The organism is Streptomyces sp. NPDC058683 (assembly GCF_042716195.1).
Taxonomy (GTDB): Bacteria; Actinomycetota; Actinomycetes; order Streptomycetales; family Streptomycetaceae; genus Streptomyces.
Window position 1 is genome coordinate 14,963 of sequence record NZ_JBHXSK010000030.1, and the last position, 24,095, is coordinate 39,057.

Annotated in this window: 25 protein-coding genes and 1 tRNA gene; 17 read left to right on the top strand and 9 right to left on the bottom strand. The window is 71.1% G+C overall.

Annotated elements, in window-relative coordinates:
* Nucleotides 1-54 precede the first annotated feature (54 nt).
* Both ACFWXC_RS30065 and ACFWXC_RS30070 read left to right on the top strand, forming a co-directional pair.
* A complete protein-coding gene (locus ACFWXC_RS30065; protein ID WP_384483417.1) occupies nt 55-405 on the top strand; it encodes a hypothetical protein in 351 nt (116 codons plus the stop codon).
* A gap of 58 nt (nt 406-463) precedes the next feature.
* Nucleotides 464-598, top strand: a complete 135-nt coding sequence (locus ACFWXC_RS30070; RefSeq protein ID WP_384483418.1) for a hypothetical protein — start codon at nt 464-466, stop codon at nt 596-598.
* Between the two features lie 54 nt (nt 599-652).
* Here ACFWXC_RS30070 and ACFWXC_RS30075 read toward each other — a convergent pair whose 3' ends face one another.
* Nucleotides 653-2,263: a helicase HerA-like domain-containing protein gene (locus ACFWXC_RS30075; protein ID WP_384483419.1), complete on the bottom strand. Its 1,611-nt coding sequence runs from the start codon at nt 2,261-2,263 to the stop codon at nt 653-655.
* A gap of 111 nt (nt 2,264-2,374) precedes the next feature.
* Here ACFWXC_RS30075 and ACFWXC_RS30080 point away from each other — a divergent pair, with 111 nt between their 5' ends.
* Nucleotides 2,375-2,671, top strand: coding sequence for a type II toxin-antitoxin system VapB family antitoxin (locus ACFWXC_RS30080; protein ID WP_003999914.1), 297 nt, complete (start codon nt 2,375-2,377; stop codon nt 2,669-2,671).
* Between the two features lie 138 nt (nt 2,672-2,809).
* A complete protein-coding gene (locus ACFWXC_RS30085; protein WP_384483420.1) occupies nt 2,810-3,463 on the top strand; it encodes a LytR C-terminal domain-containing protein in 654 nt (217 codons plus the stop codon).
* Between the two features lie 289 nt (nt 3,464-3,752).
* Here the strand turns inward: ACFWXC_RS30085 and upp are convergent, their stop codons facing one another.
* Nucleotides 3,753-4,388 (bottom strand): uracil phosphoribosyltransferase, encoded by a 636-nt coding sequence (upp, locus tag ACFWXC_RS30090; RefSeq protein WP_360481103.1) that lies wholly within the window; start codon nt 4,386-4,388, stop codon nt 3,753-3,755.
* 135 nt (nt 4,389-4,523) lie between these two features.
* Here upp and ACFWXC_RS30095 point away from each other — a divergent pair, with 135 nt between their 5' ends.
* The 9 genes from ACFWXC_RS30095 to ACFWXC_RS30135 all read left to right on the top strand — a co-directional run bounded on the left by ACFWXC_RS30095 (nt 4,524) and on the right by ACFWXC_RS30135 (nt 10,303).
* On the top strand, nt 4,524-4,721 hold the full coding sequence (locus tag ACFWXC_RS30095; RefSeq protein WP_384483518.1) for a hypothetical protein: 198 nt from the start codon (nt 4,524-4,526) through the stop codon (nt 4,719-4,721).
* 361 nt (nt 4,722-5,082) lie between these two features.
* A complete protein-coding gene (locus tag ACFWXC_RS30100; RefSeq protein WP_384483421.1) occupies nt 5,083-5,622 on the top strand; it encodes a hypothetical protein in 540 nt (179 codons plus the stop codon).
* Between the two features lie 56 nt (nt 5,623-5,678).
* Entirely contained in the window at nt 5,679-6,110 is a 432-nt protein-coding gene (gene tadA / locus ACFWXC_RS30105; RefSeq protein ID WP_384483422.1) for a tRNA adenosine(34) deaminase TadA, read from the top strand.
* A gap of 78 nt (nt 6,111-6,188) precedes the next feature.
* A tRNA-Ser gene (locus ACFWXC_RS30110) sits at nt 6,189-6,273 on the top strand.
* Nucleotides 6,274-6,547: 274 nt separating this feature from the next.
* On the top strand, nt 6,548-6,724 hold the full coding sequence (locus ACFWXC_RS30115; protein WP_362731395.1) for a hypothetical protein: 177 nt from the start codon (nt 6,548-6,550) through the stop codon (nt 6,722-6,724).
* A 22-nt stretch (nt 6,725-6,746) separates the two neighbouring features.
* Nucleotides 6,747-7,040 (top strand): Dabb family protein, encoded by a 294-nt coding sequence (locus tag ACFWXC_RS30120; RefSeq protein ID WP_384483423.1) that lies wholly within the window; start codon nt 6,747-6,749, stop codon nt 7,038-7,040.
* Between the two features lie 212 nt (nt 7,041-7,252).
* A complete protein-coding gene (locus ACFWXC_RS30125) occupies nt 7,253-8,140 on the top strand; it encodes an RNA polymerase sigma factor SigF (protein ID WP_384483424.1) in 888 nt (295 codons plus the stop codon).
* A 469-nt stretch (nt 8,141-8,609) separates the two neighbouring features.
* The gene (locus ACFWXC_RS30130) at nt 8,610-9,524 is read left to right on the top strand and encodes an RNA polymerase sigma factor SigF (RefSeq protein WP_384483425.1); all 915 of its coding nucleotides are present in this window, start codon (nt 8,610-8,612) and stop codon (nt 9,522-9,524) included.
* Nucleotides 9,525-9,574: 50 nt separating this feature from the next.
* Entirely contained in the window at nt 9,575-10,303 is a 729-nt protein-coding gene (locus ACFWXC_RS30135; RefSeq protein WP_384483426.1) for a hypothetical protein, read from the top strand.
* 114 nt (nt 10,304-10,417) lie between these two features.
* On the opposite strand, the gene ACFWXC_RS30140 is transcribed toward ACFWXC_RS30135, so the two are convergent.
* On the bottom strand, nt 10,418-10,621 hold the full coding sequence (locus tag ACFWXC_RS30140) for a hypothetical protein (RefSeq protein ID WP_384483427.1): 204 nt from the start codon (nt 10,619-10,621) through the stop codon (nt 10,418-10,420).
* A gap of 194 nt (nt 10,622-10,815) precedes the next feature.
* On the opposite strand from ACFWXC_RS30140, the gene ACFWXC_RS30145 reads away from it, so the two are divergent.
* From ACFWXC_RS30145 to ACFWXC_RS30160, 4 genes are all read left to right on the top strand, one after another.
* Nucleotides 10,816-11,391: a MarR family winged helix-turn-helix transcriptional regulator gene (locus ACFWXC_RS30145; RefSeq protein WP_384483428.1), complete on the top strand. Its 576-nt coding sequence runs from the start codon at nt 10,816-10,818 to the stop codon at nt 11,389-11,391.
* Between the two features lie 20 nt (nt 11,392-11,411).
* Nucleotides 11,412-13,955 carry an MFS transporter gene (locus tag ACFWXC_RS30150; protein WP_384483429.1) on the top strand — a complete coding sequence of 848 codons (2,544 nt, stop codon included), beginning with the start codon at nt 11,412-11,414 and terminating at the stop codon, nt 13,953-13,955.
* Nucleotides 13,956-14,066: 111 nt separating this feature from the next.
* A complete protein-coding gene (locus tag ACFWXC_RS30155; RefSeq protein ID WP_384483430.1) occupies nt 14,067-14,888 on the top strand; it encodes a YceI family protein in 822 nt (273 codons plus the stop codon).
* Nucleotides 14,889-14,947: 59 nt separating this feature from the next.
* Nucleotides 14,948-15,421 (top strand): PPOX class F420-dependent oxidoreductase, encoded by a 474-nt coding sequence (locus ACFWXC_RS30160; RefSeq protein WP_384483431.1) that lies wholly within the window; start codon nt 14,948-14,950, stop codon nt 15,419-15,421.
* A gap of 68 nt (nt 15,422-15,489) precedes the next feature.
* On the opposite strand, the gene ACFWXC_RS30165 is transcribed toward ACFWXC_RS30160, so the two are convergent.
* The 6 genes from ACFWXC_RS30165 to ACFWXC_RS30190 form a co-directional block, all read right to left on the bottom strand.
* Entirely contained in the window at nt 15,490-16,224 is a 735-nt protein-coding gene (locus ACFWXC_RS30165; protein ID WP_384483519.1) for a TetR/AcrR family transcriptional regulator, read from the bottom strand.
* Nucleotides 16,225-16,378: 154 nt separating this feature from the next.
* Nucleotides 16,379-17,761, bottom strand: coding sequence for an MFS transporter (locus ACFWXC_RS30170; protein WP_384483432.1), 1,383 nt, complete (start codon nt 17,759-17,761; stop codon nt 16,379-16,381).
* 107 nt (nt 17,762-17,868) lie between these two features.
* Entirely contained in the window at nt 17,869-20,166 is a 2,298-nt protein-coding gene (locus ACFWXC_RS30175) for a glycosyltransferase family 39 protein (protein WP_384483433.1), read from the bottom strand.
* Nucleotides 20,163-21,704 (bottom strand): glycosyltransferase, encoded by a 1,542-nt coding sequence (locus tag ACFWXC_RS30180; RefSeq protein WP_384483434.1) that lies wholly within the window; start codon nt 21,702-21,704, stop codon nt 20,163-20,165. The genes ACFWXC_RS30175 and ACFWXC_RS30180 overlap by 4 nt, the downstream gene beginning before the upstream one ends.
* A 14-nt stretch (nt 21,705-21,718) precedes the next feature.
* Nucleotides 21,719-23,350, bottom strand: coding sequence for an ATP-binding protein (locus ACFWXC_RS30185; RefSeq protein ID WP_384483435.1), 1,632 nt, complete (start codon nt 23,348-23,350; stop codon nt 21,719-21,721).
* Nucleotides 23,347-24,087: a response regulator transcription factor gene (locus tag ACFWXC_RS30190; RefSeq protein ID WP_026179246.1), complete on the bottom strand. Its 741-nt coding sequence runs from the start codon at nt 24,085-24,087 to the stop codon at nt 23,347-23,349. The genes ACFWXC_RS30185 and ACFWXC_RS30190 overlap by 4 nt, the downstream gene beginning before the upstream one ends.
* Between the last annotated feature and the right edge of the window lie 8 nt (nt 24,088-24,095).

Consider the following 24,095-nt stretch of genomic DNA (forward strand, 5'->3'; position numbering starts at 1 on the left):
CGAGCGAGCGGATCTCGCGCCCGGCGCGATGAACACCGTCCGTCGCGTGGGGAGATGACCGCCATGAGCAGCGGCTCCCGCTCCGGCCGCCCGCAGCCAGGACACACCTGGCTGCGGGCGCTCGTGCTGCTGCTCGCCCTGCTGCTGGCCGGCGCCCCGACGGCGGCCGAGGCCCTCACGGCGACCGCTCCGGCGGCCTCCTCCGAGACCGTCGAGTTCGACGCCCTCGACACTCCGCTACGGCTCCCCGCCCGCGCCGTCCACCGCGCCGACGTGCCCCAGCGCCCCGCGCCGCTGCCGGACGCGGCGCCCGCCGACCCGGCGGACCGCCACCGCCCGTGCCCGACGGCACCGCGTCCGCCGTACGCCACGCCTCTGCTGCGCACCGTGGTCCTGCGCTGCTGACCGACCGACAGGTCCCGCACTCCCCCAGGTCAGCCAGCACTACGCAAGGAACACAGCCATGTCCACAGACCCGTACGCGGTCCTGCGCGCCCTGCTGCGCGCGGAGGCCGTTCGCAGCGCGCCGAAGCCGGAGACGGAGGCGAAGGTGGCGGAGCCGCCGAGGCCGCGGCCTCAGGTGCAGAAACACGGTTGACGTCGTGAGCCGGGCGGCCCGTGCGGGGCGCCCGGTTCACCCGGCTCACCCAGCTCACCTGCGCCGGCGCGCCGTACCGAACAGCGACCGGGTGATCTCGCGGCCGAGCTGTGTGCCCACGGAACGGGCCAGGGACCTGAACATCCCGCTGCCCACGACCTGTTCGACGAGCGAGGGTTCCTCTTCGGGCGAGGGTTTCCCTGCGCGGGTCGCGGCCTTCGGCCCGGCGGCCGGGGTCCGCTGCAACTTCTCGTACGCCGACTCCCGGTCCACAGCCTGTGCATAACGTCCGTAGAGGGCCGACGCCCTTACCGCCTCGTCGAGTTCCGCCGCGTCGACCGGCCCCATCAGGGACTCCGGGGCCCGCAGCCGGGTCGCCGCGACCGGCGTCGGGGCGCCCCTCTCGCTGAGCACGGTGACCACGGCCTCACCGATGCCGAGGCCGGTGAGCAGCTCTTCGAGGTCGTACGACGACTTCGGGAAGGTCCCCACGGTCGCCCGCAGCGCCTTCTGGTCCTCGGGGGTGAAGGCGCGGAGCGCGTGCTGGACGCGGTTGCCGAGCTGGGCCAGGACGTCGGACGGTACGTCCTTCGGGGTCTGCGTGACGAAGAAGACGCCGACCCCTTTCGAGCGAATCAGGCGCACGGTCTGGGTGATCGAGTCCAGGAACGCCTTCGAGGCGTCGTTGAACAGCAGGTGCGCCTCGTCGAAGAAGAAGACCAGCTTCGGCCTGTCGGCGTCGCCGATCTCGGGGAGGTCGTGGAAGAGGTCGGCCAGCAGCCACATCAGGAAGGTCGAGAAGAGGAGCGGCTTGTCCTGTACGGCGGGGAGTTCCAGGACCGAGACGACGCCCCGGCCGTCCGGTGCCGTACGGAGGAGGTCGGCCGTGTCGAACTCCGGCTCGCCGAAGAAGTCGGCCATGCCCTGCGCCTCGAAGGCGGTCAGCGAACGCAGGATCACCCCGGCCGTGGCCGTGGACAGCCCTCCGATGCCCTTCAGCTCGGCCCGGCCCTCGTCGGAGGTGAGGAAGGCGGCCACCGCGCGCAGGTCCTTGAGGTCGATCAGCTCCAGGCCCTTGGTGTCGGCGTAGTGGAAGATCAGGCCGAGGGACTGTTCCTGGGTCCGGTTCAGCTGGAGCACCTTCGACAGCAGGACCGGGCCGAAGCTGGTGATCGTGGCGCGGACCGGGATGCCGTGGCCGAGGCCGCCGAGTGCGAGGAACTCGGCGGGGAAGCCGGTCGCCGCCCACTCCTGCCCCACCTCACCCGCCCGGCCCAGGGCCCTTTCACCGCGCTGCCCGGGCCGGGCGATGCCCGACAGATCGCCCTTGACGTCTGCCAGGAACACCGGGACGCCCTGCGCCGAGAGCTGCTCGGCGATCAGCTGGAGCGTCTTGGTCTTGCCGGTGCCGGTGGCCCCGGCGACCAGGCCGTGCCGGTTGAGCATGGGGAGGGGGATGCGGACCGGCGCGTCGGGACGGCACCGCCCGTCCCAGAGGAGGGCGCCGAGGTCCAGGGCCGGACCGCTGAAGGCGTACCCGGAGGCGATCGCGGCGGCGCCCGGGGGCAGAGGCGAGGATGGAGTCGAGGACGGAGGCGAGGACGGAGGCGAGGACGGACGCGGGGGCGGGTCACCGGTTGCGGCGGCTTCACCGGCACTCATCATCGGACCCCTGTTCCCTTTTTGCCTTTTTGATGACCTTTACGGTGGCTTTTCCAGCGTCGCACTCGGTCGCCATGGCTGCGCCCGGAACGTCAGGACCGGTAGGCTTTCCGTGTGATCTTCAAGCGCATCGGAAACGGCCGGCCGTACCCCGACCACGGCCGGGAGAGCACCCGGCAGTGGGCGGACGTCGCACCGCGCCCGGTCCGCCTCGATCAGCTCGTGACGACCAAGGGGCAGCTCGACCTGGAGACCCTCCTGGCCGAGGACTCGACGTTCTACGGCGACCTCTTCGCGCACGTCGTGAAGTGGCAGGGCGACCTGTACCTGGAGGACGGGCTGCACCGCGCGGTCCGCGCCGCCCTCCAGCAGCGTCAGGTGCTGCACGCGCGCGTGCTCGAACTGGACTGACCCGGCCGTGTCGACCAACACGGCCGACACCCGCTCGCCACCCGCCGTTTGACGCCGGTTGCCCCTTTCGGGTTGGACCGTGCGGCGTCGGATGATCATCTATTAGTCAACGCACCCGTGGCGCACTACGCTGCGCTCATGAGCATGCTGACTCCCCCCGGCATGGGCGGCCAGTACCGGATCACTGGGGACAAATACCCTCGCATGCGCCCGCGCCGGCGGCGTGCCCGGCTCGTCCTCTCCATGGTCGCCTCCGTCACCGCGCTCGGCCTCGTCGGCTGGGGCACCCTGCAGCTCATCGACGTCTTCACGGGCGGCGACAAAGAGGCTGCAGCGGCCGGTGGCACGACGTGCGTGAAGCAGGCCGCCGCGAGCGCGGAGCCGGCGGCCGGTGCCTCGTCGGCGGCACTGCCCAAGCCGGCCCAGATCACGGTGAACGTCTACAACGCCACGACCCGTACGGGCCTGGCCAAGGACACCGCGGACGAACTCAAGAAACGCGGCTTCAAGATCGGCGACGTCGGCAACGCGCCGGCGAAGTTCGACGCGAAGGTCAAGGGCACGGCGATACTGCTCGGACCCGCCTCGGCCCTGCACACGTCCCTGCCGGTGCTGGCCACCCAGCTCACGGCACCGGACCAGCGCACGGAGGCGGGCCGCAAGGGCGCCGCCGTGGACATGATCCTGGGCAACGCCTTCAAGACCCTCACGCCCCAGGCGACGGCCGCCAAGGCCATCACGGCCCTCTCCCACCCCGAGCCGAAGGCATCGACTTCGAAGAAGGGCTGCTGAAAGCCGGGCCGAGCGCCGCCGCCCCGTAAGGGGCGCGAAGAACTGCGCCGACCGGCCCCGCCACAAACCCGCAGCCGAAGAGGCACACGCGCCCCCGTAAGGGGCGCGGGGAACTGCGCCGACCGGCCCCGCCACAAACCCGCAGCCGAAGAGGCACACGCGCCCCTATAAGGGGCGCGGGGAACTGCGCGACCGGCCCGCCACGGACCCGCAGCCGCCGACGCACCCGCACCCTTACGGCGCCAATGCGGCCAAGGCGGCCAGACGGCCAAGGCGTACGGCTCGGCTCCTACTCGGCCGCCCCGTACAGGCGGTCGCCCGCGTCGCCCAGGCCCGGGACGATGTAGCCGTGTTCGTTGAGGTGGTCGTCGACGGCCGCCGTGACGACCGTGACCGGCGTTCCCGCCAGCTCCCGCTCCATCACCTCGACGCCCTCCGGCGCGGCCAGCAGGACCACCGCCGTCACGTCGTCCGCACCCCTCCTGATGAGCTCACGGATCGCCGCGACCAGCGTGCCGCCCGTGGCCAGCATCGGGTCCAGGACGTACACCTGACGCCCCGAGAGGTCCTCCGGCATCCGCGAGGCGTACGTGGACGCCTGGAGCGTCTCCTCGTTGCGGATCATGCCCAGGAAGCCCACCTCGGCGGTCGGCAGCAGCCGGACCATGCCGTCCAGCATGCCGAGCCCGGCCCGCAGGATCGGCACCACCAGCGGGCGGGGACGGGCGAGCTTGACGCCGGTCGTGGGCGAGACCGGGGTCTGGACGTCGACCGCCTCGGTCCGCACGTCCCGCGTCGCCTCGTAGGCGAGCAGGGTGACCAGTTCGTCGGCGAGCCGCCGGAACGTCGCGGAGTCGGTGCGCTGGTCGCGCAGGGTGGTGAGCTTGTGGGCGACCAGAGGGTGGTCGACGACGTGGAGACGCATGCCCATAACAGTAACCGCGTCCGCGTACACCTCGCCGCTGGCCCGCGCGGGTCCTCGCTGGCATCAAACCCCCCGTCCGGGGGAAAGTGGGAGTGACCGGACTGGGGTGGTGTGACCGTGTCTGATGTCCCTGAGCTGCCTGATCTCCCCGAGCCGTCCGACCGCGCGTACGGCGCGCCCGAGGGCGAGACGGAGGCCGAACGGCGTCGCCGCCGGGCCCGGTTCCTGCGTGAACTCGCCGAGGCCAGGGCGCTGCGCGACCGGGTCCAGCCCCGCCGCGCCAGGACGGCCCGGCTGCGGCACGCCCTGCGTATGCGGACGTTCCGCTGGTAAGAGTCGGTAAAACCGTAAGAACGGTAAGAGTCGTAAAGCCGATCCTTCGGCAAAGATCCACTGCTTGTGGCGCGTTGCGGTCCGTCATGGGGAAGGCCGTGCGTGGCCCGCGGGAAAACCCGCGTACGATCCGCAGGTGGCGGCAACGAGTGCGCTGGTGATTCCGTACACGGGCACCTGGATGCCTCTTTGCATACGTGCGAACAAAACTGCCAGACACAGGGAGCCGAAGACGTCCCCTGAACGCCTTGTTTCTGCCACGATTCCGAGTGGGTGGGGCTCGGAGCCCAGCTCTCCCCGCCCAGAACCTCCGCCGGGGGGACCCCCAACCGGCACGCCTAAGACCAGTGGGAGAGTCACGGTGTACTTCGCCGCACTGCTCGCGCGCACCGAAGACGGGTGGGAAGCGAGCGACACAGAGCTCGACGATGTGGAGACCTTGTCGGACCTGGCCGACCTGGCCCGGGAATCGGCGTCGGACGCCGACGACACGGTGCTCGTCTTCATCGAGCAGGAAGACGCTTGGTTCGGCGTCGTGCGCGTGGACGGCGAGGAGGACCCCCGGGTCTTCGTCTCCAGCGCAGCCGCCGCCGCCCGGAGCTCGTACGGCGAGCTCCTGCTCACCGACGAACTGCTCGGAAGGGAGCCCAAGGACGAAGACGACGACCTGGACGCCCTCGACCTCGACGGCACCGAGGACGGTGAGCCGGAGGCCGAGGACGGCGAGGACACGGAAACGGACACGGACATGTCCGCCGTGCCGTCCGGCCCGGTCGGTGACATCCGGATCCTCGACGACCTGGGCGTGAGCGCCAAGGAACTGCTGGCGCTCAGCGACGACGCGCTCAGCGAGATCGCCGAGGCTCTGGGCGCCGCCGAGGTCCTGGAGACCGTCCGCTGACCTTCCACGAGGCGTCCGGGTCTCCGGACCCGGTACGCGACCGCTGGCGGGCCGCGATGCGGCTCGCCCTGGACGAGGCCGGACAGGCCGTCCGGGGCGGGGACGTCCCCGTCGGCGCCGTCGTGCTGTCCCCGGACGGTACGACGGTGCTCGCGGCCGGTCACAACGAACGCGAGGCCACCGGCGACCCCACCGCGCACGCCGAGGTCCTCGCCCTGCGCCGGGCCGCCGTGGCGCTCGGGGAGTGGCGGCTCGCCGGCTGCACCCTCGTGGTCACGCTGGAGCCCTGCACCATGTGCGCCGGCGCGCTGGTCCAGTCCCGTGTGGACCGGTTGGTCTACGGCGCCCGCGACGAGAAGGCGGGCGCCGCCGGCTCGCTCTGGGACGTCGTGCGCGACCGGCGCCTGAACCACCGTCCCGAGGTCGTCGAGGGCGTCCTGGCCGAGGAATCCGCCCGGCTGCTCACGGAATTCTTCCGGGACCGCTGAGGGCCGCTCCCAGCACTGGTCCCGGGCCCCCGAATAGTGATTTCGGAGCACGGCCCCCCGTGCTGTAAGGTCTCTCTCGGTAGCGTGTCCGAGCGGCCGAAGGAGCTCGCCTCGAAAGCGAGTGTGGCGCAAGTCACCGAGGGTTCAAATCCCTCCGCTACCGCTGGAAAAGGGCCCCGTCGAAAGACGGGGCCCTTTCTGCGTCCGCCGCCGGAACCGTCCGCCGGAACCGTCCGCCGGACCCGTCCCGCCGGGCACATCTCCGCCCGTGCACATCCCCGTCGCGCGCCCCCTGTCGCGCCCCTTGACCCGGCAACGGGCTTCGACCAGCGGGCCGTTGGTCCCCGAGGGGGGCGTGAAGGTTACACTCACCGCCGGCAGCAGGGTCCACAGGCTACGCAGACACGCCGGCAGAGGCAGGCACAGGGGAGGCCGCGGTGGCGGTGAATGCCAAGAAGATCGCCACGTACGTGCTCGTGGTCTTCGCGCTCTACGTGATCATCACAGACCCGGCCAAAGCGGCCGATTACGTCCAGATAGGATTTGAGGGCATATCGGACGCGGCCAAGGCCATCGGATCGTTCATGACCTGGCTCGTCGACGGAGCCAAATAGCGCACCACCCACGGGAGCAACCATGATCCGCCACCTGGTCCTCTTCAAACTCAACGAGGGTGTCGAGCGGGACGATCCGCGGGCCCTCGCGGGCGCCGCGGCCTTCTCCGCGCTCGGCGCCCAGATCGAGGAGCTGCGCTTCTGGGAGTGCGGCTGGAACATCACCGAGCGCCCCATCGCCCACGACTTCGCGATCAACTCGGCCGTCGAGGACGGGGACGCGCTGAAGCGGTACCTGGAGCACCCGGCCCACCAGACGGCCGCAGCGCAGTGGCGGGAGTTCGCCACGTGGGTGATCGCCGACTACGAGTTCTGAGCCGTACCGCACCCTCCGGACAGCCGTACGGCACCTTCCGGAGACAGGCCCTCCGCCAGGAACAGCGGGGGGCCTTTCTGCGTCTTATGCCCCAACTTGCCGTCTTTCACTCTCAACACGACGTTATGCGGTGCTTGCGCACAGTGCACATGTCTTGTGATGCTATGACCGCTTTTGACGGATGATTGACCGATGAAGAGGTGGCGTTGACCGTGTCGGCCAGTTCTGCGCCGCCCCAGGAAGAGGCGCCCGCCCCTGCTCCCCCCACTGCCCAGCCGCCCGCCCAAGGACCCGTCCAGCCCCCCGCCCAGGCGCCCGCCCCGCCCCCGGAGAAGCGACGGGGCGCCGACACCCGGGCGCTGACCCAGGTGCTCTTCGGCCAGCTCAAGGACCTCAAGCCGGGCACTCCGGAGCACAACCGGGTGCGCGCGGCGCTCATCGAGGCGAACCTCCCGCTCGTGCGCTACGCGGCCGCCCGTTTCCGCTCCCGCAACGAGCCGATGGAGGACGTCGTCCAGGTCGGCACCATCGGGCTGATCAACGCCATCGACCGCTTCGACCCGGACCGGGGCGTGCAGTTCCCGACGTTCGCGATGCCGACCGTCGTCGGCGAGATCAAGCGGTACTTCCGGGACAACGTGCGCACCGTGCATGTCCCGCGCCGGCTGCACGAGCTGTGGGTCCAGGTCAACAGCGCGACCGAGGACCTGACCACCGCCTTCGGGCGCTCCCCCTCCACCGCTGAGATCGCCGAACGGCTGCGGATCAGCGAGGAGGAGGTGCTGTCCTGCATCGAGGCCGGCCGGTCGTACCACGCGACCTCCCTGGAGGCCGCCCAGGAGGGCGACGGGCTGCCGGGCCTGCTGGACCGCATCGGCTACGAGGACCCGGCCCTGGACGGCGTGGAACACCGCGACCTGGTCCGCCATCTGCTGGTCCAACTCCCCGAGCGGGAGCAGCGGATCCTCCTGCTGCGCTACTACAGCAACCTCACCCAGTCGCAGATCAGCGCGGAGCTGGGCGTCTCCCAGATGCACGTCTCCCGCCTGCTGGCCCGCAGCTTCCAGCGACTGCGCTCGGCCAACCGCATCGAGGCCTGAGCCCCGCCGCGGCCCCCGCCGCGAGTCCCGCCTCAAGCCCCGCCGCCGACCCACCGCCGAGGCCCTGCGCGCCGCCCCGAGGCCTTCCGTACGCGCCGCCCCGAGGCCCTCCGTACGCGCCGTCGCATGCGCCGTCGCACGCGCCCGTCGCAGGACCCGTTACCGGTCCGAGACACGCCCCGGCCTGCTTCGTGCGGAGATAACCGCAAGCAGGATCGAGCCATCACCGTCGCGAGCGAATCGCTCACCAGCGCACTTCCCGACAGTTGGGGGTCGAAATAGCGTCAGACCCCCTGCATCCAGGGCGGATTCGCATTTCCCATGTCGACATGTCACTACAGCGTGTTGCCGACATGTGACATTCTGCGGGAAGCGCGTTTGCCGGGGCTTCGGCTCCGGTATTCAGGTGAAGGCGCCGTTCCTCGTGAGGGGCGTCGCCGCGACCGTCCCGCGACCCAAAGGGGGTGGCATGTCCGCAGACCAGGGCAGCTCGAAGGTGCTTACGCTCACGAAGAGCGAGGCAGCGCCCAAGGAGCTCGACGCCATCGACGTGCTCAACAGCATCGACGGCGCCCCGGCGCTGGAGACACCTCCGACCCCGGAAATCCCGGTGGCCTCGGGAAACCTCGACACCCGCACCCTGTCCCGCTCCCTGTTCCTGCGCCTTGCCGCGCTCGACGAGGACAGCCCCGAGCGTGCCTACGTCCGGGACACCCTGATCGAACTCAACCTCCCTCTCGTGCGCTACGCGGCGGCCCGCTTCCGCAGCCGCAACGAGCCGATGGAGGACATCGTCCAGGTCGGCACCATCGGCCTGATCAAGGCGATCGACCGCTTCGACTGCGAACGGGGCGTGGAGTTCCCGACGTTCGCGATGCCGACGGTCGTGGGCGAGATCAAGCGGTTCTTCCGCGACACCTCCTGGTCGGTGCGTGTCCCGCGCCGCCTCCAGGAGCTGCGCCTGGCCCTCACCAAGGCCAGCGACGAGCTCTCCCAGAAGCTGGACCGCTCTCCCACGGTCACCGAACTGGCCGCCGTGCTGGGCGTCTCCGAGGAGGACGTGGTCGACGGCCTGGCCGTCGGCAACGCGTACACCGCCTCCTCCCTCGACTCCCCGGCCCCCGAGGACGACGGCGGCGAGGGCTCGCTGGCCGACCGCCTCGGCTACGAGGACACGGCCCTGGAGGGCGTCGAGTACCGCGAGTCGCTGAAGCCGCTGCTGGCCAAGCTCCCGCCCCGCGAGCGCCGGATCATCATGCTCCGCTTCTTCGCGAACATGACCCAGTCCCAGATCGGCGACGAGGTCGGCATCTCCCAGATGCATGTCTCCCGCCTGCTGACCCGCACCCTCGCCCAGCTCCGCGAGGGCCTGATCTCGGACTGAACCCGCTCCGACGGGTTCCTTACTGACGGAGTGTCAGCCACACTGGCGCGATGCTTCTCCGTAGGACACCGAGTGGCCGCCGAGGCGCCGTCACGGCAGCGTCGGCGGCCGCCGTCTGCCTGGCCTCGGCACTCACGGCGTGCGGAGGCGGTGGGGGCGGCGGCTATACGGCCGTGGGGGCGGCGGGCACGGCACCGGGGGCGCCCGGGACGCCGTCGGGACCGACGGGATCGGTGACGCTGGTCCCGCTGGACGGTTCCCCGGCGGGGGCGGCCAACGGCTCACCCCCGGCGGAGGACGGCCGGTCCGCGGCAGCGGCCGGGCCGGCCGGCCCGGCGGCCTCGGCCCCGGCGCCGTCACCCGCTTCCTCCCGCCGCGAGGTCACCCGGCCCCGACGGTCCGATCCGCCGGCGCCGAACCCACCGCAGCCGACCGCGACTTCGCCCACCGCCACCACCTCCGGCGGCACCTCACCCGCCGCCCTCACCTGGAGCACCCCCACCCGTGAGCCCACGGACAAGCGGTGGTGCGAGAAGGTGACGGTCGAATTCCGCAACTCGGGCGGTACGGCGGTCCGTTCCGGCACGGTCACCCTCGGCACGCACATCATCGACCTGCTGGGCATCGACTGGGCGACGATCGGGTCGACGGAGCCCGTGCCCGCCCCGGTCGCGCCCGGCTCCCGTACGAGCGGGACCTGGACGGTGTGCGTGGACGACTGGCGCGTCCCCCTGGGCATGCATGTGGAGACCCGGGTCGTGGCGGTCGACTGGAGCTGAGCCGTCGTGCCCGTACGGGCACGACGAAAGCCCGGGGCAGTGGACCCCGGGTTCTTCGTCGCGCCGCCGCCCCGACCCTCGTATCGCCCGAGGGGCCGAGCGGGCGGCGAGGGACTACTTGAGTGCCAGCCAGGCCACCGCCGCGACCACGACCACCACGGCGAGGACGCCGAGGATCAGGCCGATGCGGGGGCCGCCGGAGGCGGAGGGGGATGCCGTCTGCTGGGAGGTCTGCGGGGCCTCGTCGACGAACGCGCGGAACATCTGAGTGTTGCCGGCGGGGTCGTAGTTGCCCTGGGGGCCCTGGGTGTTAGCCATGCCCCGAGACACTAGCGAATCCGGTGGTCCGGCCCAAGTGGGGGGCCGTCCGGAAGCACAGCCTGCCTCACCTGGGTGTTTACGTTCGCAATACTTGCCTTTGCCAAGTTTTTATCCCCACCCCCGCCCATTTATTTGCCTGTGGCAACCAAGCAGTTCTATGGTTGCCCAAAGCAACGAATACGGGAGGTGTGATGGCGGAGCAGGCGCAGTTCGAGGAGCTGGCGCGTCAGCTCAGCGCCGTCGGAGCCGTGAAGCGGGACCTGGGGCGCATTCTGCCGCCCGACTGCCCGACCGGCTCCGCGGCCGTGCTGACGCTGCTCGGCCGCTACGGATCCATGCGCATGAGCAAGCTCGCCGAGCTGCTCGCCGTGGACATGTCCGTGACCAGCCGGCACGTGGCGCATGTCGCCGAGCGCGGCTGGATCGAGCGGTCCCCCGACCCGGCGGACAAGCGTTCCCGCATCCTGCACCTCACCCCCGCGGGCGAGGCGACCCTCCGGGACCTGTCCCGGCGCAGCACCGCGCTGCTCACCGAGCGGCTGGCCGACTGGAGCGACGAGGAGGTCGACCAGCTGATCCGGCTGATGACCCGGCTCCGGGACAGCTTCGGCGACTGCCGGACCGCCCACCCGCGTCTGACCGCCACGGCCCCGGCCGAGGCGGTCCCGGGGAACCCGAAGGCCGCCGCCACGGCCACGGTCGCCTCCGCCGCCCGCGCCCCCACCAGCGCCCCCGTACTCGAACCGACCACCCGTACACCCGCGTAAGACGTAAGAAAAGGAAGCCCATGGCAACGACCACACCAGCCGGTGTGCGGGCCCATGCAAAGCACGGGGGAGGCTCCGTCGAGCAGGCTGCCCCGATGACGCACCGGCAGATCATGGAAGCGATATCCGGGCTGCTGCTCGGAATGTTCGTGGCGATCCTGTCGTCCACGATCGTCACCAATGCTCTGCCGCACATCATCAGCGACCTCGGCGGCGGCCAGTCCGCCTACACCTGGGTCGTCAGCGCGTCGCTGCTGGCCATGACCGCCACCACCCCGCTGTGGGGCAAGCTCTCCGACCTGTACAGCAAGAAGGCGCTCGTCCAGATCGCCCTGGTCATCTACGTCCTGGGTTCCGCGGCCGCCGGTCTGTCACAGAACTCCGGCATGCTGATCGCCTGCCGTGTCGTCCAGGGCGTCGGCGTCGGCGGTCTGTCGGCGCTCGCCCAGATCGTCATGGCCGCGATGATCTCGCCGCGTGAGCGCGGCCGTTACTCCGGCTACCTCGGTGCGACCTTCGCCGTCGCCACCGTCGGCGGCCCGCTGCTCGGCGGTGTCATCACCGACACCTCGTGGCTGGGCTGGCGCTGGTGCTTCTACGTCGGTGTCCCGTTCGCCGTCGTCGCGCTGATCGTGCTGCAGAAGACCCTGCACCTGCCCGTCCTGAAGCGGGAGGTCAAGGTCGACTGGTCCGGCGCGTTCTTCGTCGCCGCCGCCGTCTCGCTGCTGCTGCTCTGGGTCACCTTCGCCGGTGACAAGTACGACTGGGTCTCCTGGCAGACCTACGCCATGGTCGGCGGTTCGATCGTGCTCGGCCTGATCTTCGTGCTCATCGAGTCGAAGGCCAAGGAGCCGATCATCCCGCTGCGGCTGTTCCGCAACCGCACCATCACCCTGGCCTCGCTGGCCTCCCTGTTCGTCGGTGTCGCGATGTTCACCGGCACGGTCTTCTTCAGCCAGTACTTCCAGCTGGCCCGCGACAATTCCCCGACGATGTCCGGCGTGATGACGATCCCGATGATCGGCGGTCTGTTCATCTCCTCCACCGTCTCCGGGCAGTTCATCACCCGCACCGGCCGCTGGAAGGCCTGGCTGGTCAGCGGTGGCGTGCTCGTGACGGCCGGCCTCGGCCTGCTCGGGACCATCCGGTACGACACGGCGTACTGGAAGATGGGCATCTTCATGGCGCTGCTGGGTCTCGGCATCGGCATGATGATGCAGAACCTGGTGCTCTGCACGCAGAACCAGGTCGAGCCCGCCGACCTCGGCTCGGCCAGCTCCACCGTCACCTTCTTCCGTTCCCTCGGCGGTGCGGTCGGCGTCTCCGCGCTGGGCGCGGTGATGGCCCACCGGATCACGCACTACGTGACCGAGGGCGCCGCCGCCCTCCCGCACAAGTACCAGGCCGCCCTGGCCGGTTCCAGCTCCTCCAGCGACAGCCTCCCGGACCTGAGCACGCTGCCGGTCCCGCTGCGCACCCTCATGGAGAGCGCCTACGGCCACGGCATCGCCGACGTCTTCCTGATCGCCGGCGGCCTCGCGGCCCTCGCGTTCCTGATCAGCCTGTTCATCAAGGAGGTCCCCTTGAGGACCAAGGGCGCGCTCGCCCAGGCCGCCGCCGACGAGCAGGGCATCGAGACCGCTCCGGTTGCCGCCGCCGCTGCCGTCCCGGCTCCCGCCGAGGAGACGGTCCCCAGCTGGGCCGCCCCGGTCGTGAGCGGCACCACGGACACCGCCACGGAAGCCACCCGGCAGTTCTCCGCCGTGGCGACCATCGCCGCCCCCGAGCACTCGGCGGGCTCCGGCGGCACCCCGGTGCACGGCTTCGTGCGCGGCGCCGAGAGCGCCCCGGTCGCCCAGGCCGCGGTCACCCTCATCTCGCTCTCCGGCCGCCAGCTGGGCCGCTCGGTCGCGAGTTACGACGGCTCCTACCGCCTGGACGCGCCCGGCGCGGGCTCGTACGTGCTGATCGCCTCCGCGGACGGCTACCAGCCGCAGGCCGCCACCGTCCTGGTGGGCGAGGAGCCGCTGCCGTACGACATCCTGCTCAGCGGCACCAGCGGGCTGAGCGGTGTGGTGCGGGGCGCGGGCAGCGCGCTGCCGGTCAAGGACGCGATGGTGATCGTCACCGACGTGCGCGGCGACCTGCTGGCCACCGCGGCCACCGGTGACCAGGGCCAGTTCGTCTTCGGCGACCTGGTGCCGGGCGTGGTGACGGTCGCGGTGAACGCGGCCGGGTACCGCCCCCGCGCCCTGCCGGTCCAGATCGGCACCACCGGGGTCACCCGGATCGAGGTCGACCTGGACGCCGGCGCCCAGCTCCAGGGCGTCGTACGGGCTCCGCACGGGCCGCTGGCCGACGCCCGCGTCACCCTCGTGGACGCGGCCGGCAACGTGGTCGGCACGTCCACCACCGGCCTGGACGGCGCGTACGCCTTCGCCGACCTGAACGGCGGTGACTACACCGTGATCGCGACGGGCTACCCGCCGGTCGCCACGGCCCTGAACGTCACCGGCGCCGGTGTCGACGGGCACGACATCGAACTCTCCCACCCCGGCGAGTAGTTCACCCCGGCCCGGGGCAGCGATGGTTCATCGGCTGCCCCGGGCCGTCGCAATCTGTGCAATTTATAGGGCTATTCACGCCTCTAGATCGGTTTTCAGGGAGAATTCGGGATGGGACTCACCGCCAGGATCCGCACCCGGGACGGATGGGCCGTGTCGCACGCGGTCGTCACGGTGACCGACATGACCGGCACGCAGGTGCTGCGCGCCGAGGCCGACGACGAGGGCACGGTACGGGACCCGAACCCGCTCGCGCCCGGGGCGTACACCGTCATCGTCACCGCCGTGGGCTACGCGCCCGCCGCCTCCAGTGCGATCGTCACCGCCAGCGGCCGCGCCGAGGTCGGCAAGGTCACGCTCGCCCGGCAGGGCGGCACCGAGCTGCCGCCGCCCGGCCCGTGGACCGTCGACCCGGCGCACTCCACCATCGCCGCGGTCGCCCAGCACCTGGGCATCTCCAGCGTCCGCGGCCGTTTCACGGACTTCACGGCGGCCATCGAGATCGCCCCCGACGACGTCACCAAGTCCCGCGTCCAGGCCGTCATCCGGGCCGCCTCCATCGACACCGGCAACGGCATGCGCGACACGCATCTGCGCTCGGCCGACTTCCTGGACGTCGAGCGGTACCCCGAACTGACGTACACGTCGACGGGTCTGACGGTGGCCGGCTCCGACCGCTGGACGGTCCACGGCGAGCTGTCCATGCGCGGTGTCGTACGACCCGTCGACCTGCACCTCGCCTACCTCGGCACCGGCGCCGACCCCTGGGGCGGCACGCGGGCCGCGTTCCGCGCGACGGCCGAGCTGCACCGCGAGGACTTCGCGATGAACTACAACCAGGTCGTCCAGGCGGGCATCGCGGCCATCGGCACGACCCTCAAGGTCGAGCTGGAGGTCCAGGCGGTGCAGGGGGAGTCCCTGCCGCAGGCGTAGGACCGGCAGGGACAGGCAGCGGCCGGGCGGGGCGGGGCCCGTCGGCCTAGGCTGACGCCATGGCACCGAACATCGCGACGAACACCGCCGTCTCCCTCGACGAACTGCTGGACTTCGTACGACCCCGCCACCGCGCGATCCTGCTCACGCGCCGCGCCGACGGCAGCCCCCAGGGGTCGCCGCTGACCTGCGGGGTCGACGACTCCGGACGGATCGTGGCCTCCACGTACCCCGAACGGGCCAAGACCCGGAACGCCAAGCGGGACGAGCGGGTGAGCGTGATCGTCCTGAGCGACGACTGGAACGGGCCGTGGGTCCAGGTCGACGGCCGCGCGGAGGTGATCGACCCGCCGGAGTCGGTGGAGCCGCTGGTGGAGTACTACCGGAACATCGCCGGGGAGCATCCGGACTGGGACGAGTACCGGGCGGCGATGCTGAAGCAGGGCAAGTCGATCATTCGGGTGACGCCGGAGAAGTGGGGGCCGGTGGCCACGGGCGGGTTCCCGGCGCGGTTGGCTTCGCCGGACGCCTGAGAGAGTGGGGGCGTTGTGAGTGCGCGGCTGCGGGTCGTGTGTGGCTGGTCGCGCAGTTCCCCGCGCCCCTAGGTAGGGCCGGTCACCTTGGCTTCGATGCCGGCGATCAGCAGGTCCAGTGCGAAGGTGAAGTCCCTGTCCAGCATTTCTGCGACCGTGTCGCCGCCTCTTGCGGCCATGAGGTCCTTGGACTCCTCGATGATCTGGGCCGTCGCCGGGGTCTCGGTCACCGCGGTCATCGCGGTGCTGAAGTACTCGTCCGGGGTCATGCCGGCCGCTGCCACCCGCTCGGCGAAGTGGCCCTCGATCGTGCCGTAGCCGTAGACGAACTGGAAGACGGCCGAGATCGCGCCGGTCACCCCGTGTGCGGGCAGGCCGGCGCGGCGGACGACCTGCTGGACCACGCGGGAGAAGGCCAGCGAGTGGGGGCCGATGTTGAGGTACCGGCCGGCCAGCGGGGAGAGCCAGGGGTGGCGGACCAGCAGCGCACGGTACTCCGTGGCCAGCGCCCGCAGTTGCTCCCGCCAGTCGCCGTCGTCCGCCGCCGGCAGGCGCAGTTCGCCGAAGGCCGCGTCGAGGGCGAGTTCGAGCAGGTCGTCCTTGGTGTCGACGTACCAGTACACGGACATGGCGGTCACGTTGAGCTCGGCCGCCAGCCGCCGCATGGAGAACTTGTCGAGCCCGTCGGAGTCCAGGAGCCGGACGGTGACCGAGGTGATGCGATCACGGTCGAGCCCGGACGGCTGACCGGTACGGCCGCCCTTGCGGGCCTTCTCCTCCAACCACACACTGGCCCGCGCCATCACGACCTCCTCCTCGACGATCACTTCCCAAGATGCTACGGCTGCAACGCCCCTGAAAGGGGCGCGGGGCTGTGTCCGATATGCGGCTCCGCCGCGTGGGCGCGACCAGCCACATCCCACCCGCACCCGCCGATGGACATGTACCCCCTGCCCACTAGGCGACATTCCTCTCCGCCCTACTGAGCAGCCCCGCCGCCACGAACCCCCCGACCACCACGGCAACCGCCCCCACCAACTGCCCGGCCCCCAGCCCCGCCGAGAACGACTTCCCCGACGCCACCCAAGAGCTCAGCACCGCTCCCAGCACGGCCACCCCCAGCCCGTTCCCGAACTCCGCCAGCGTGCCGTTGATCCCGGCCCCCACCCCGGCCTTCTCCGGAGGAATCGCGCTCATGATGGCGTGCGCCATGGCCGGGTTGGCGATCGCGCACCCCGCTCCGATCAGCAGCAGACCGAGCAGCGTGCCGCCGTACCCGCTCGCATCCAGTACGGCGATGGACACCAGCCCGAGCGACATCAGCAGCATCCCCAGGGCTATCGCCACCGGCGTACCCAGCCGTGTCGCCCACCTGGCGGACAGGCCCGTGAAGTTGAGGGCGACGACCGTGAGCGCGAGCGGTGCCGTGCGCAGGCCGGCCTCCAACGGGCCGTAGCCGAGGACGAACTGCAGGTGCTGGGTGAGCAGGAAGAGCGCGCCGCCCATGCCGAAGGTGATGAGCACCGCGCCGGCGACGGCGCCCGTGAAGCGGCGGTCCCTGAAGAAGTGGGGGTCGAGCATGGGGTACGGGATCCGGTTCTCCCAGTACGCGAACAGGGACAGGACCACCACCGCCACGGTCGCCGTGACCAGCACCCGTGCCGACGTCCAGCCGTGCTGAGGGCCGGAGATGATCGCGAAGACCAGTGCGGCCATGCCGATGGTGGAGAGCAGCGCGCCGAGGAGGTCGGGGCGGTCGCCTCGCGGGTTCTTCGACTCGGGGACCAGGACGACGACCGCCACCAGGGCCAGCGCCGCGACCGGGAGGTTGATCAGGAAGATCGCGCCCCACCAGAAGTGGTTGAGCATGAACCCGCCGATCAGCGGCCCGGCGGCGAAGCCCAGCGCGTTGACGGCGCTCCAGATGCCGATGGCCTTGGGGTGCTCGTCGGGGGCGAAGATCTGCATCGCCACGGCGAGGGTGGTGGTGAGCAGGAGAGCGCCGCCCACGCCCATCCCGGCGCGCGCGGCGATCAGCTGGGCGGTGGAGCCGGCCAGGCCCGCGGCCAGCGAACCCGCACCGAACAGGACGAGTCCGGTGATCAGCATCTTCTTGCGGCCGTAGCGGTCGGCCGCGCTGCCCGCGGTGAGCAGCAGGCCGGACTGGACGAGCGAGTACGCGTTGATCATCCACTGGATGTCCGCGGTGGCCGCGTGCAGTTCCCGGGTGAGGGAGGGGATGGCCACGTTCAGAACGGTGTTGTCGAGCAGCACGGTGAGCTGCGCGAGGCAGATCACACCGAGGATCAGCCAGCGCTGGGGGTGGCCCTGAGAAGTCATGCTGTACACCGTAAGAGACTTCCTATACGGCGTACAACGCCGTTTCCCCTGACGTACGCGAGAGGGCGGTGGCCGAAGCCACCGCCCTCTCGCCGATCAGGCAGCCGTCAGCTGCTGCTCGCCTTCTGCGTGAGGTCGTAGAAGGTGGACGAACCGACCGTCACCTTCTTGAAGTTCTTCTCGACCCACGAGGTGATCTGCGAGGACGTGCCGCTGCTGCTGCCGCCCATGCCGCCGCCGGTGCCGGACGAGATGAAGTAGTGGATCTTTCCGTCCGTCACGTACTCCTTGAACTGGGCCAGCGTCGGGGACGGGTCGGTGCCGTTGAAGCCGCCGATCGCCATCACCGAGTCGTCGGTGGCCAGCTGGTAGCTCGCCGCGTTCTGGGCGCCGATGGCCGCCGCGACCCAGGTGTACTTCGAGGCGTCCTTCTCCAGCAGCTTCTTGGCCTCGGAGGTGACGGTCGCGCCGTTCAGCAGGCCGCCGACGCCACCGCCGCCGCCCATGCCGCCGCCTTCGCCCATCCGACCGCCGCCGGGGAAGCCGTTGCCGTTCTGCGTGGTCCCGTTCTGGCCCTGGCCCTGCTGGTTCTGGCCCGGCATACCACCGCCGGTGCCGCCACCGGGGAAGCCGCCGGTACCGCCGCCCGGGAAGCCGCCGGTGCCGGTGCCGCCCTGCTGGTTCTGGGTGCTGCCGTTGCCGCCCTGCTGGCCCTGGCCCTGCTGGTTCTGGCCGCCCTGGCCGAAGCCACCGCCGCCGCCCATGCCGCCACGGCCGCCGCCCCCGCCGCCGAAGCCCATCATGCTCGCGCCCGCCGGGCCCGCCGTCGGGATGGAGCCGGTGTGCGCGGAGTTCACCGTGCTGAGGGTGTACGCCGTCGGGCCCGCCAGCGCGGCCACCAGGCCCACCGCGGCCGCCCCGAGGGCGAGTTGACGGCTGATCCGGCCCGCGAAGATCAGGCCGAGCGCGGCGGCCAGACCGCCGATCAGGACCAGCCACTTCAGCCAGGGCAGGTAGGTGGAGGTGCGGTCGAGGAGGACGTAGCCCCAGACCGCGGCCGAGACCACGGCGGCGGCGAGGGTGATCGACACCCACAGCTCGGCGCGCTTCTCCCACAGCAGCCCGGCGCCCATGCCGACCACCGCGGCGATGTAGGGGGCGAGGGCGATCGTGTAGTACTGGTGGAAGATGCCGGCCATGTAGCTGAAGACCACCATGGTGATCAGCAGCGAGCCGCCCCAGACCAGGAACGAGGCCCGGGTCACCGAGGTCCGCTTCAGCTTGCGCGTCGCCACCAGGCCCCCGGCCAGCAGGATCAGCGCGGCCGGGATCAGCCAGGAGATCTGGCTGCCGATCTCGGAGTTGAACATCCGGTCCCAGCCGGTCGCGCCCCACTGCCCGGTGCCGGTGCCGCCGCCACCGCCGCCGACGCTGCCGGTCTCGTCGCCGCTGAGGCGGCCGAGGCCGTTGTAGCCGAAGGTCAGCTCCAGGAAGCTGTTGTTCTGCGAACCGCCGATGTAGGGGCGGGAGGAGGCCGGCCACAGTTCGACGATCGCGACCCACCAGCCGGCGGAGACGATCAGCGCGCCGGTCGCGAGGGCCAGCTGGCCGATCCGCTTCTTCAGCGTGTGCGGGCCGACGGCCGCGTACACGAACGCCAGCGCCGGCAGGATCAGGAAGGCCTGGAGGGTCTTGGCGAGGAAGGCGAAGCCGATCGCCGCACCCGCCCACACCAGCCACTTCGTCTTGCCGTCCTCGACGGCGCGGACCACGAAGTAGCAGGCCAGCGCCATCAGCAGGGCCAGCATCGCGTCCGGGTTGTTGAACCGGAACATCAGCGCCGCGACGGGGGTGAGCGCGAGCACGGCGCCCGCGATCAGACCGGCCGCGGGGCTGAACCGGCGGCGCACGGAGGCGTACACGACCGCGACCGTGCCGACGCCCATGAGGACCTCGGGGCCGAGGATCGTCCAGGAGTTCAGGCCGAAGATCCGGGCCGCGATCTCCATCGGCCACAGGAACGCCGAGGGCTTGTCGACGGTGATCGCGTTGCCCGCGTCCAGCGAGCCGAAGAACATCGCCTTCCAGCTCTTGGTGCCGGCCTGGACGGCGGCCGAGTAGAAGGAGTTGGAGTAGCCGTTGACGCTCAGGTTGTAGAAGTAGAGCACCGCGGTGACGAGCAGCAGGCCGAGGAAGGCCGGGCGCGCCCAGCGGGGGTCCTCGGGGCGGCCGCGCCAGAGTCCCCGGGCGAAGGGCTGCCGGGGCTCGCCCGAGCCCGCCTGCGGCACCGGCGCGGCCGGGACGTCCTGGACGTCCTGGACGTCCGGCGCCTGCCGGGGCGGCGCGGGAGCCGCGGGGGCCGCCGGGCCCCACTGGGTCGGACGGTCGGTGTGGGTGCTGCTCATCGGGGATCCCCCGGATCGGTGTCATGGGGGCGCACCGGCTGCAACTGCATGGTGGCGTCCCTCCAGGTGCCGTCCGCGGCTTCACCGGCGCGGAATTGGGTGGTCGTGGTGGAGCCCGGGGCGTAGGGCTGGGTGGAGCCCGGGGCGTAGGGCTGGGTGGAGCCCTGGACGTAGGGCTGGTGCGCCGAGCGGTGCGGCAGCGGGCCGCCCTGCTGCTGGTGTCCGCCGGAGGCCGTGGTGTAAGTCGGCGACGACGGGGTGTGCCCGGCCACCACCGTGGAGGAGTCCTGCCGGCTGCCGTCGCGGTCCGGGAAGACCCAGGCGCGGAAGAGCAGGAAGCGCAGGACGGTCGCGGCGAGGTTGGCGGCGACCAGCACCGCCAGCTCGGTGGAGTGCGCGGGGTCGCTGCTCGCCGCGTTCAGGGCGGCGAGCGAACCGCTGGTCAGCGCCAGGCCGATACCGAAGACGACCAGGCCCTGCACCTGGTGCCGGACCGCCCCGCCCCGGCCGCGCACCCCGAAGGTCAGGCGCCGGTTGGCGGCCGTGTTGGCCACGGCCGACACCAGCAGCGCGAGCGCGTTGGCGATCTGCGAGCCGGAGAACTGCCGGAACAGGCTGTAGAGCACCAGGTAGAAGAGGGTCGACAGGGCGCCGACCACGCAGAAGCCGACGAGCTGGCGGGCCAGGCCCTTCGGCACGTCCTGGATGTCGCGGTCGCGCGGGTCGTCGCCGAACGGGCGGGCGACCCGGTCCAGCGGCAGCGAACCGGTGGCCAGCGCCTTGCCGACCCGCCACACGCCCTTGAGGTCGTCGGTGGCCGTCTTCACGATGTGCACGGTCGAGTTCGGGTCGTCGACCCAGTCCACCGGCACCTCGTGGATGCGCAGACCCGCGCGCTCGGCGATCACCAGCATCTCGGTGTCGAAGAACCAGCCGGTGTCCTCGACCATCGGCAGCAGCACCTGCGCGACATCGCGCCGGATCGCCTTGAAGCCGCACTGCGCGTCCGAGAAGCGGGCCTGCAGCGAGCCGCGCAGGATCAGGTTGTACGAGCGGCTGATGAACTCCCGCTTGGCACCGCGCACCACGCGCGACGAGCGGGCCAGCCGGGAACCGATCGCCAGGTCGGAGTGGCCGGAGATGAGCGGCGCCACCAGCGGCAGCAGCGCGTTCAGGTCGGTCGACAGGTCCACGTCCATGTACGCGAGGATCGGCGCGTCCGAGGCCGACCAGACGGTCCGCAGCGCACGGCCGCGGCCCTTCTGCTCCAGCCGGAACGACTTGACCTCGGCCAGCTCCGCCTCGAGCCGCTGCGCCACCTGGGGGGTGGTGTCCGTGGACGCGTTGTCCGCGATGGTGATGCGGAACGCGTACGGGAAGGTGCGCTTGAGGTGGTCATGCAGTCTGACGACGCATGGGCCGAGGTCCTTCTCCTCGTTGTAGACGGGGATCACTACGTCCAGGACAGGCGTACCGGCGTCTCCGGCCGGGAGGTGCTCCCGCGCCGGCAGGGTGCCGGGAGAAGAGTCGGTTCGCATGGGAACGACTCTGGTCAAGCGCCCTGTTGCACCCATGTGGTGGCACTGTGCTGTGCCTGTGAGTGCGATTGCCAGTTCGTTTCAGGGGCCGGCTGGGGAACCGCCGGGGCAAGCGCGGGCAGATAGAGGGTGAACACCGTGCTGCCGGGAACGCTGTCCACGGTGACGGCACCGCCGTGCGCGGACGCGACGGCCTGCACGATGGCGAGCCCCAGGCCGGTGGACCCGGTGGACCGCGACCGCGCGGAGTCGCCGCGCGCGAACCGCTCGAAGACGTGCGGCAGCAGGTCCGGCGGAATGCCCTGTCCGTTGTCCTCGACGTCCACGCACATCCACGGGCCGCGCCGCTGGATACGGGCGGTGATGGTGGTCCCCGGCGGGGTGTGCTTGCGCGCGTTGCCGAGCAGGTTGACCAGCACCTGCTGGATACGGGCCGCGTCGGCGGCCACCAGGGCCGGCTCGTCGGGCAGGTCGAGGCGCCAGTTGTGGTCCATGCCGGCCGCGCGCGAGTCACTGATGGTGTCGACGACGAGCGGGATCAGGTCGGTGTGCTCGAACTGCAGCGGACGGCCCGCGTCCAGCCGGGCGAGCAGCAGCAGGTCCTCGACGAGAAGGGTCATCCGGCCGGCCTCGGACTCGATACGGCCGAGGGCGTGCCGGGTGTCGGGCCCGACCTCCTCCCGGCCGCGCCGGGTCAGCTCGGCGTAACCGCGGATGGAGGCGAGCGGGGTGCGCAGCTCATGGCTGGCGTCGGCGACGAACTGCCGTACCCGCATCTCGCTCTGCTGGCGGGCGTGCAGGGCGCCGTGCACGTGGTTGAGCATGCGGTTGAGCGCGGCGCCGACCTGGCCGACCTCGGTGTGCGGGTCGCACTCGGACTCCGGGACCCGCTCGCTGAGGTTGACCTCGCCGGTGTGCAGGGGGAGTTCGGAGACGCGGGTGGCGGTGTTGGCGACCCTGCGCAGCGGGCGGGTGGCCACGCCGACCATGACGGTGCCGGCGAGGGAGGCGGCGATCAGACCGGAGAGGGTGAGGCTGATCTCGACGATGATCAGGGTGTTGATCGTGCCGTCCACGTCGGAGGTCGGGATGCCGACGTAGAAGGTGCCGTCGTTGCCCTTGACGTACTGGGCCTGGTACGTGCCGAGGCCCGGGATGTCGACCGTGTGCGGCCGCTCGTCCTGGGCGACGGAACCGAGCGCCTTGATCTGGGCGTCGCTGAGGTCCTCGGGGGTCATCTGGGTGTAGCCGGCGGAGTTGTTCTCCTTGGTGCCGACCTTGCCGCTGGTGATCGACCCGTTCTCGACCTGGGCCGCGATGGTCTTCTGCGGCTGCGGCCCCTGGGTGACGAGGTCGCCGAGGCTCTTCTGCTGGTTCGGCTTGAGCTTGCTGGCGGTGCCGGCCGGGGGGCTGCCCTTGCCGTCGAAGCCGCCCAGGGGTCCGCCGGCCACGCGCAGCGCGACCTCGCGCAGGTTGCTGTTCAGCTGCCCGTACAGGTGGTCCCGCAGCACGAGGGTGGTGACGGTCCCGATCACCGCGCAGACCACGGCGATCAGGGTCACGGACACGACGACGAGCCGGGTCCGCAGGGTGCGCGGCTGTCCTGCTCGTCGCTTCTGCGCACGCGGCCGTCGTCGCCCGCTCATGACGCGGCGGGCTTGATCAGGTAACCGGCCCCACGCCGGGTGTGGATCATCGGCTCCCGGCCGGCGTCTATCTTCCTGCGCAGGTACGAGATGTAGAGCTCGACCACATTGGCCTGGCCGCCGAAGTCGTAGGACCACACACGGTCCAGGATCTGGGCCTTGCTGAGCACGCGCCGCGGGTTGCGCATCAGGAAGCGCAGCAGCTCGAACTCGGTGGCGGTGAGGTGAATGCCCTCCCCGGCCCGCGAGACCTCGTGGCTGTCCTCGTCCAGGGTGAGGTCGCCGACGACGAGCACCGAGTCCGACCGCCGGTCGGCGGCGCCGGAGCGGCGGATCAGCCCGCGCAGCCGGGCCACGACCTCTTCGAGGCTGAAGGGTTTGGTGACGTAGTCGTCGCCGCCCGCGGTGAGACCGGCGATCCGGTCCTCGACCGCGTCCTTCGCGGTGAGGAACAGCACCGGCACGTCGGGCAGCTCGCGCCGCAGGCGACCGAGAACGGTGAGGCCGTCCATGTCGGGCAGCATCATGTCGAGGACGACCGCGTCGGGCCGGAACTCCCGGGCGGTCTGGATGGCACCCGTGCCATCACCCGCACTCCGGATCTGCCAGCCCTCGTAGCGGAGGGCCATGGAAAGGAGTTCGGTGATCGACAGCTCGTCGTCCACCACAAGCACTCGGACGGGGCTCCCGTCCGGCCTCAGCAGTTCGGTGCGCCCCTGGGGCGAGGTCGTGGTCATGGTGGACA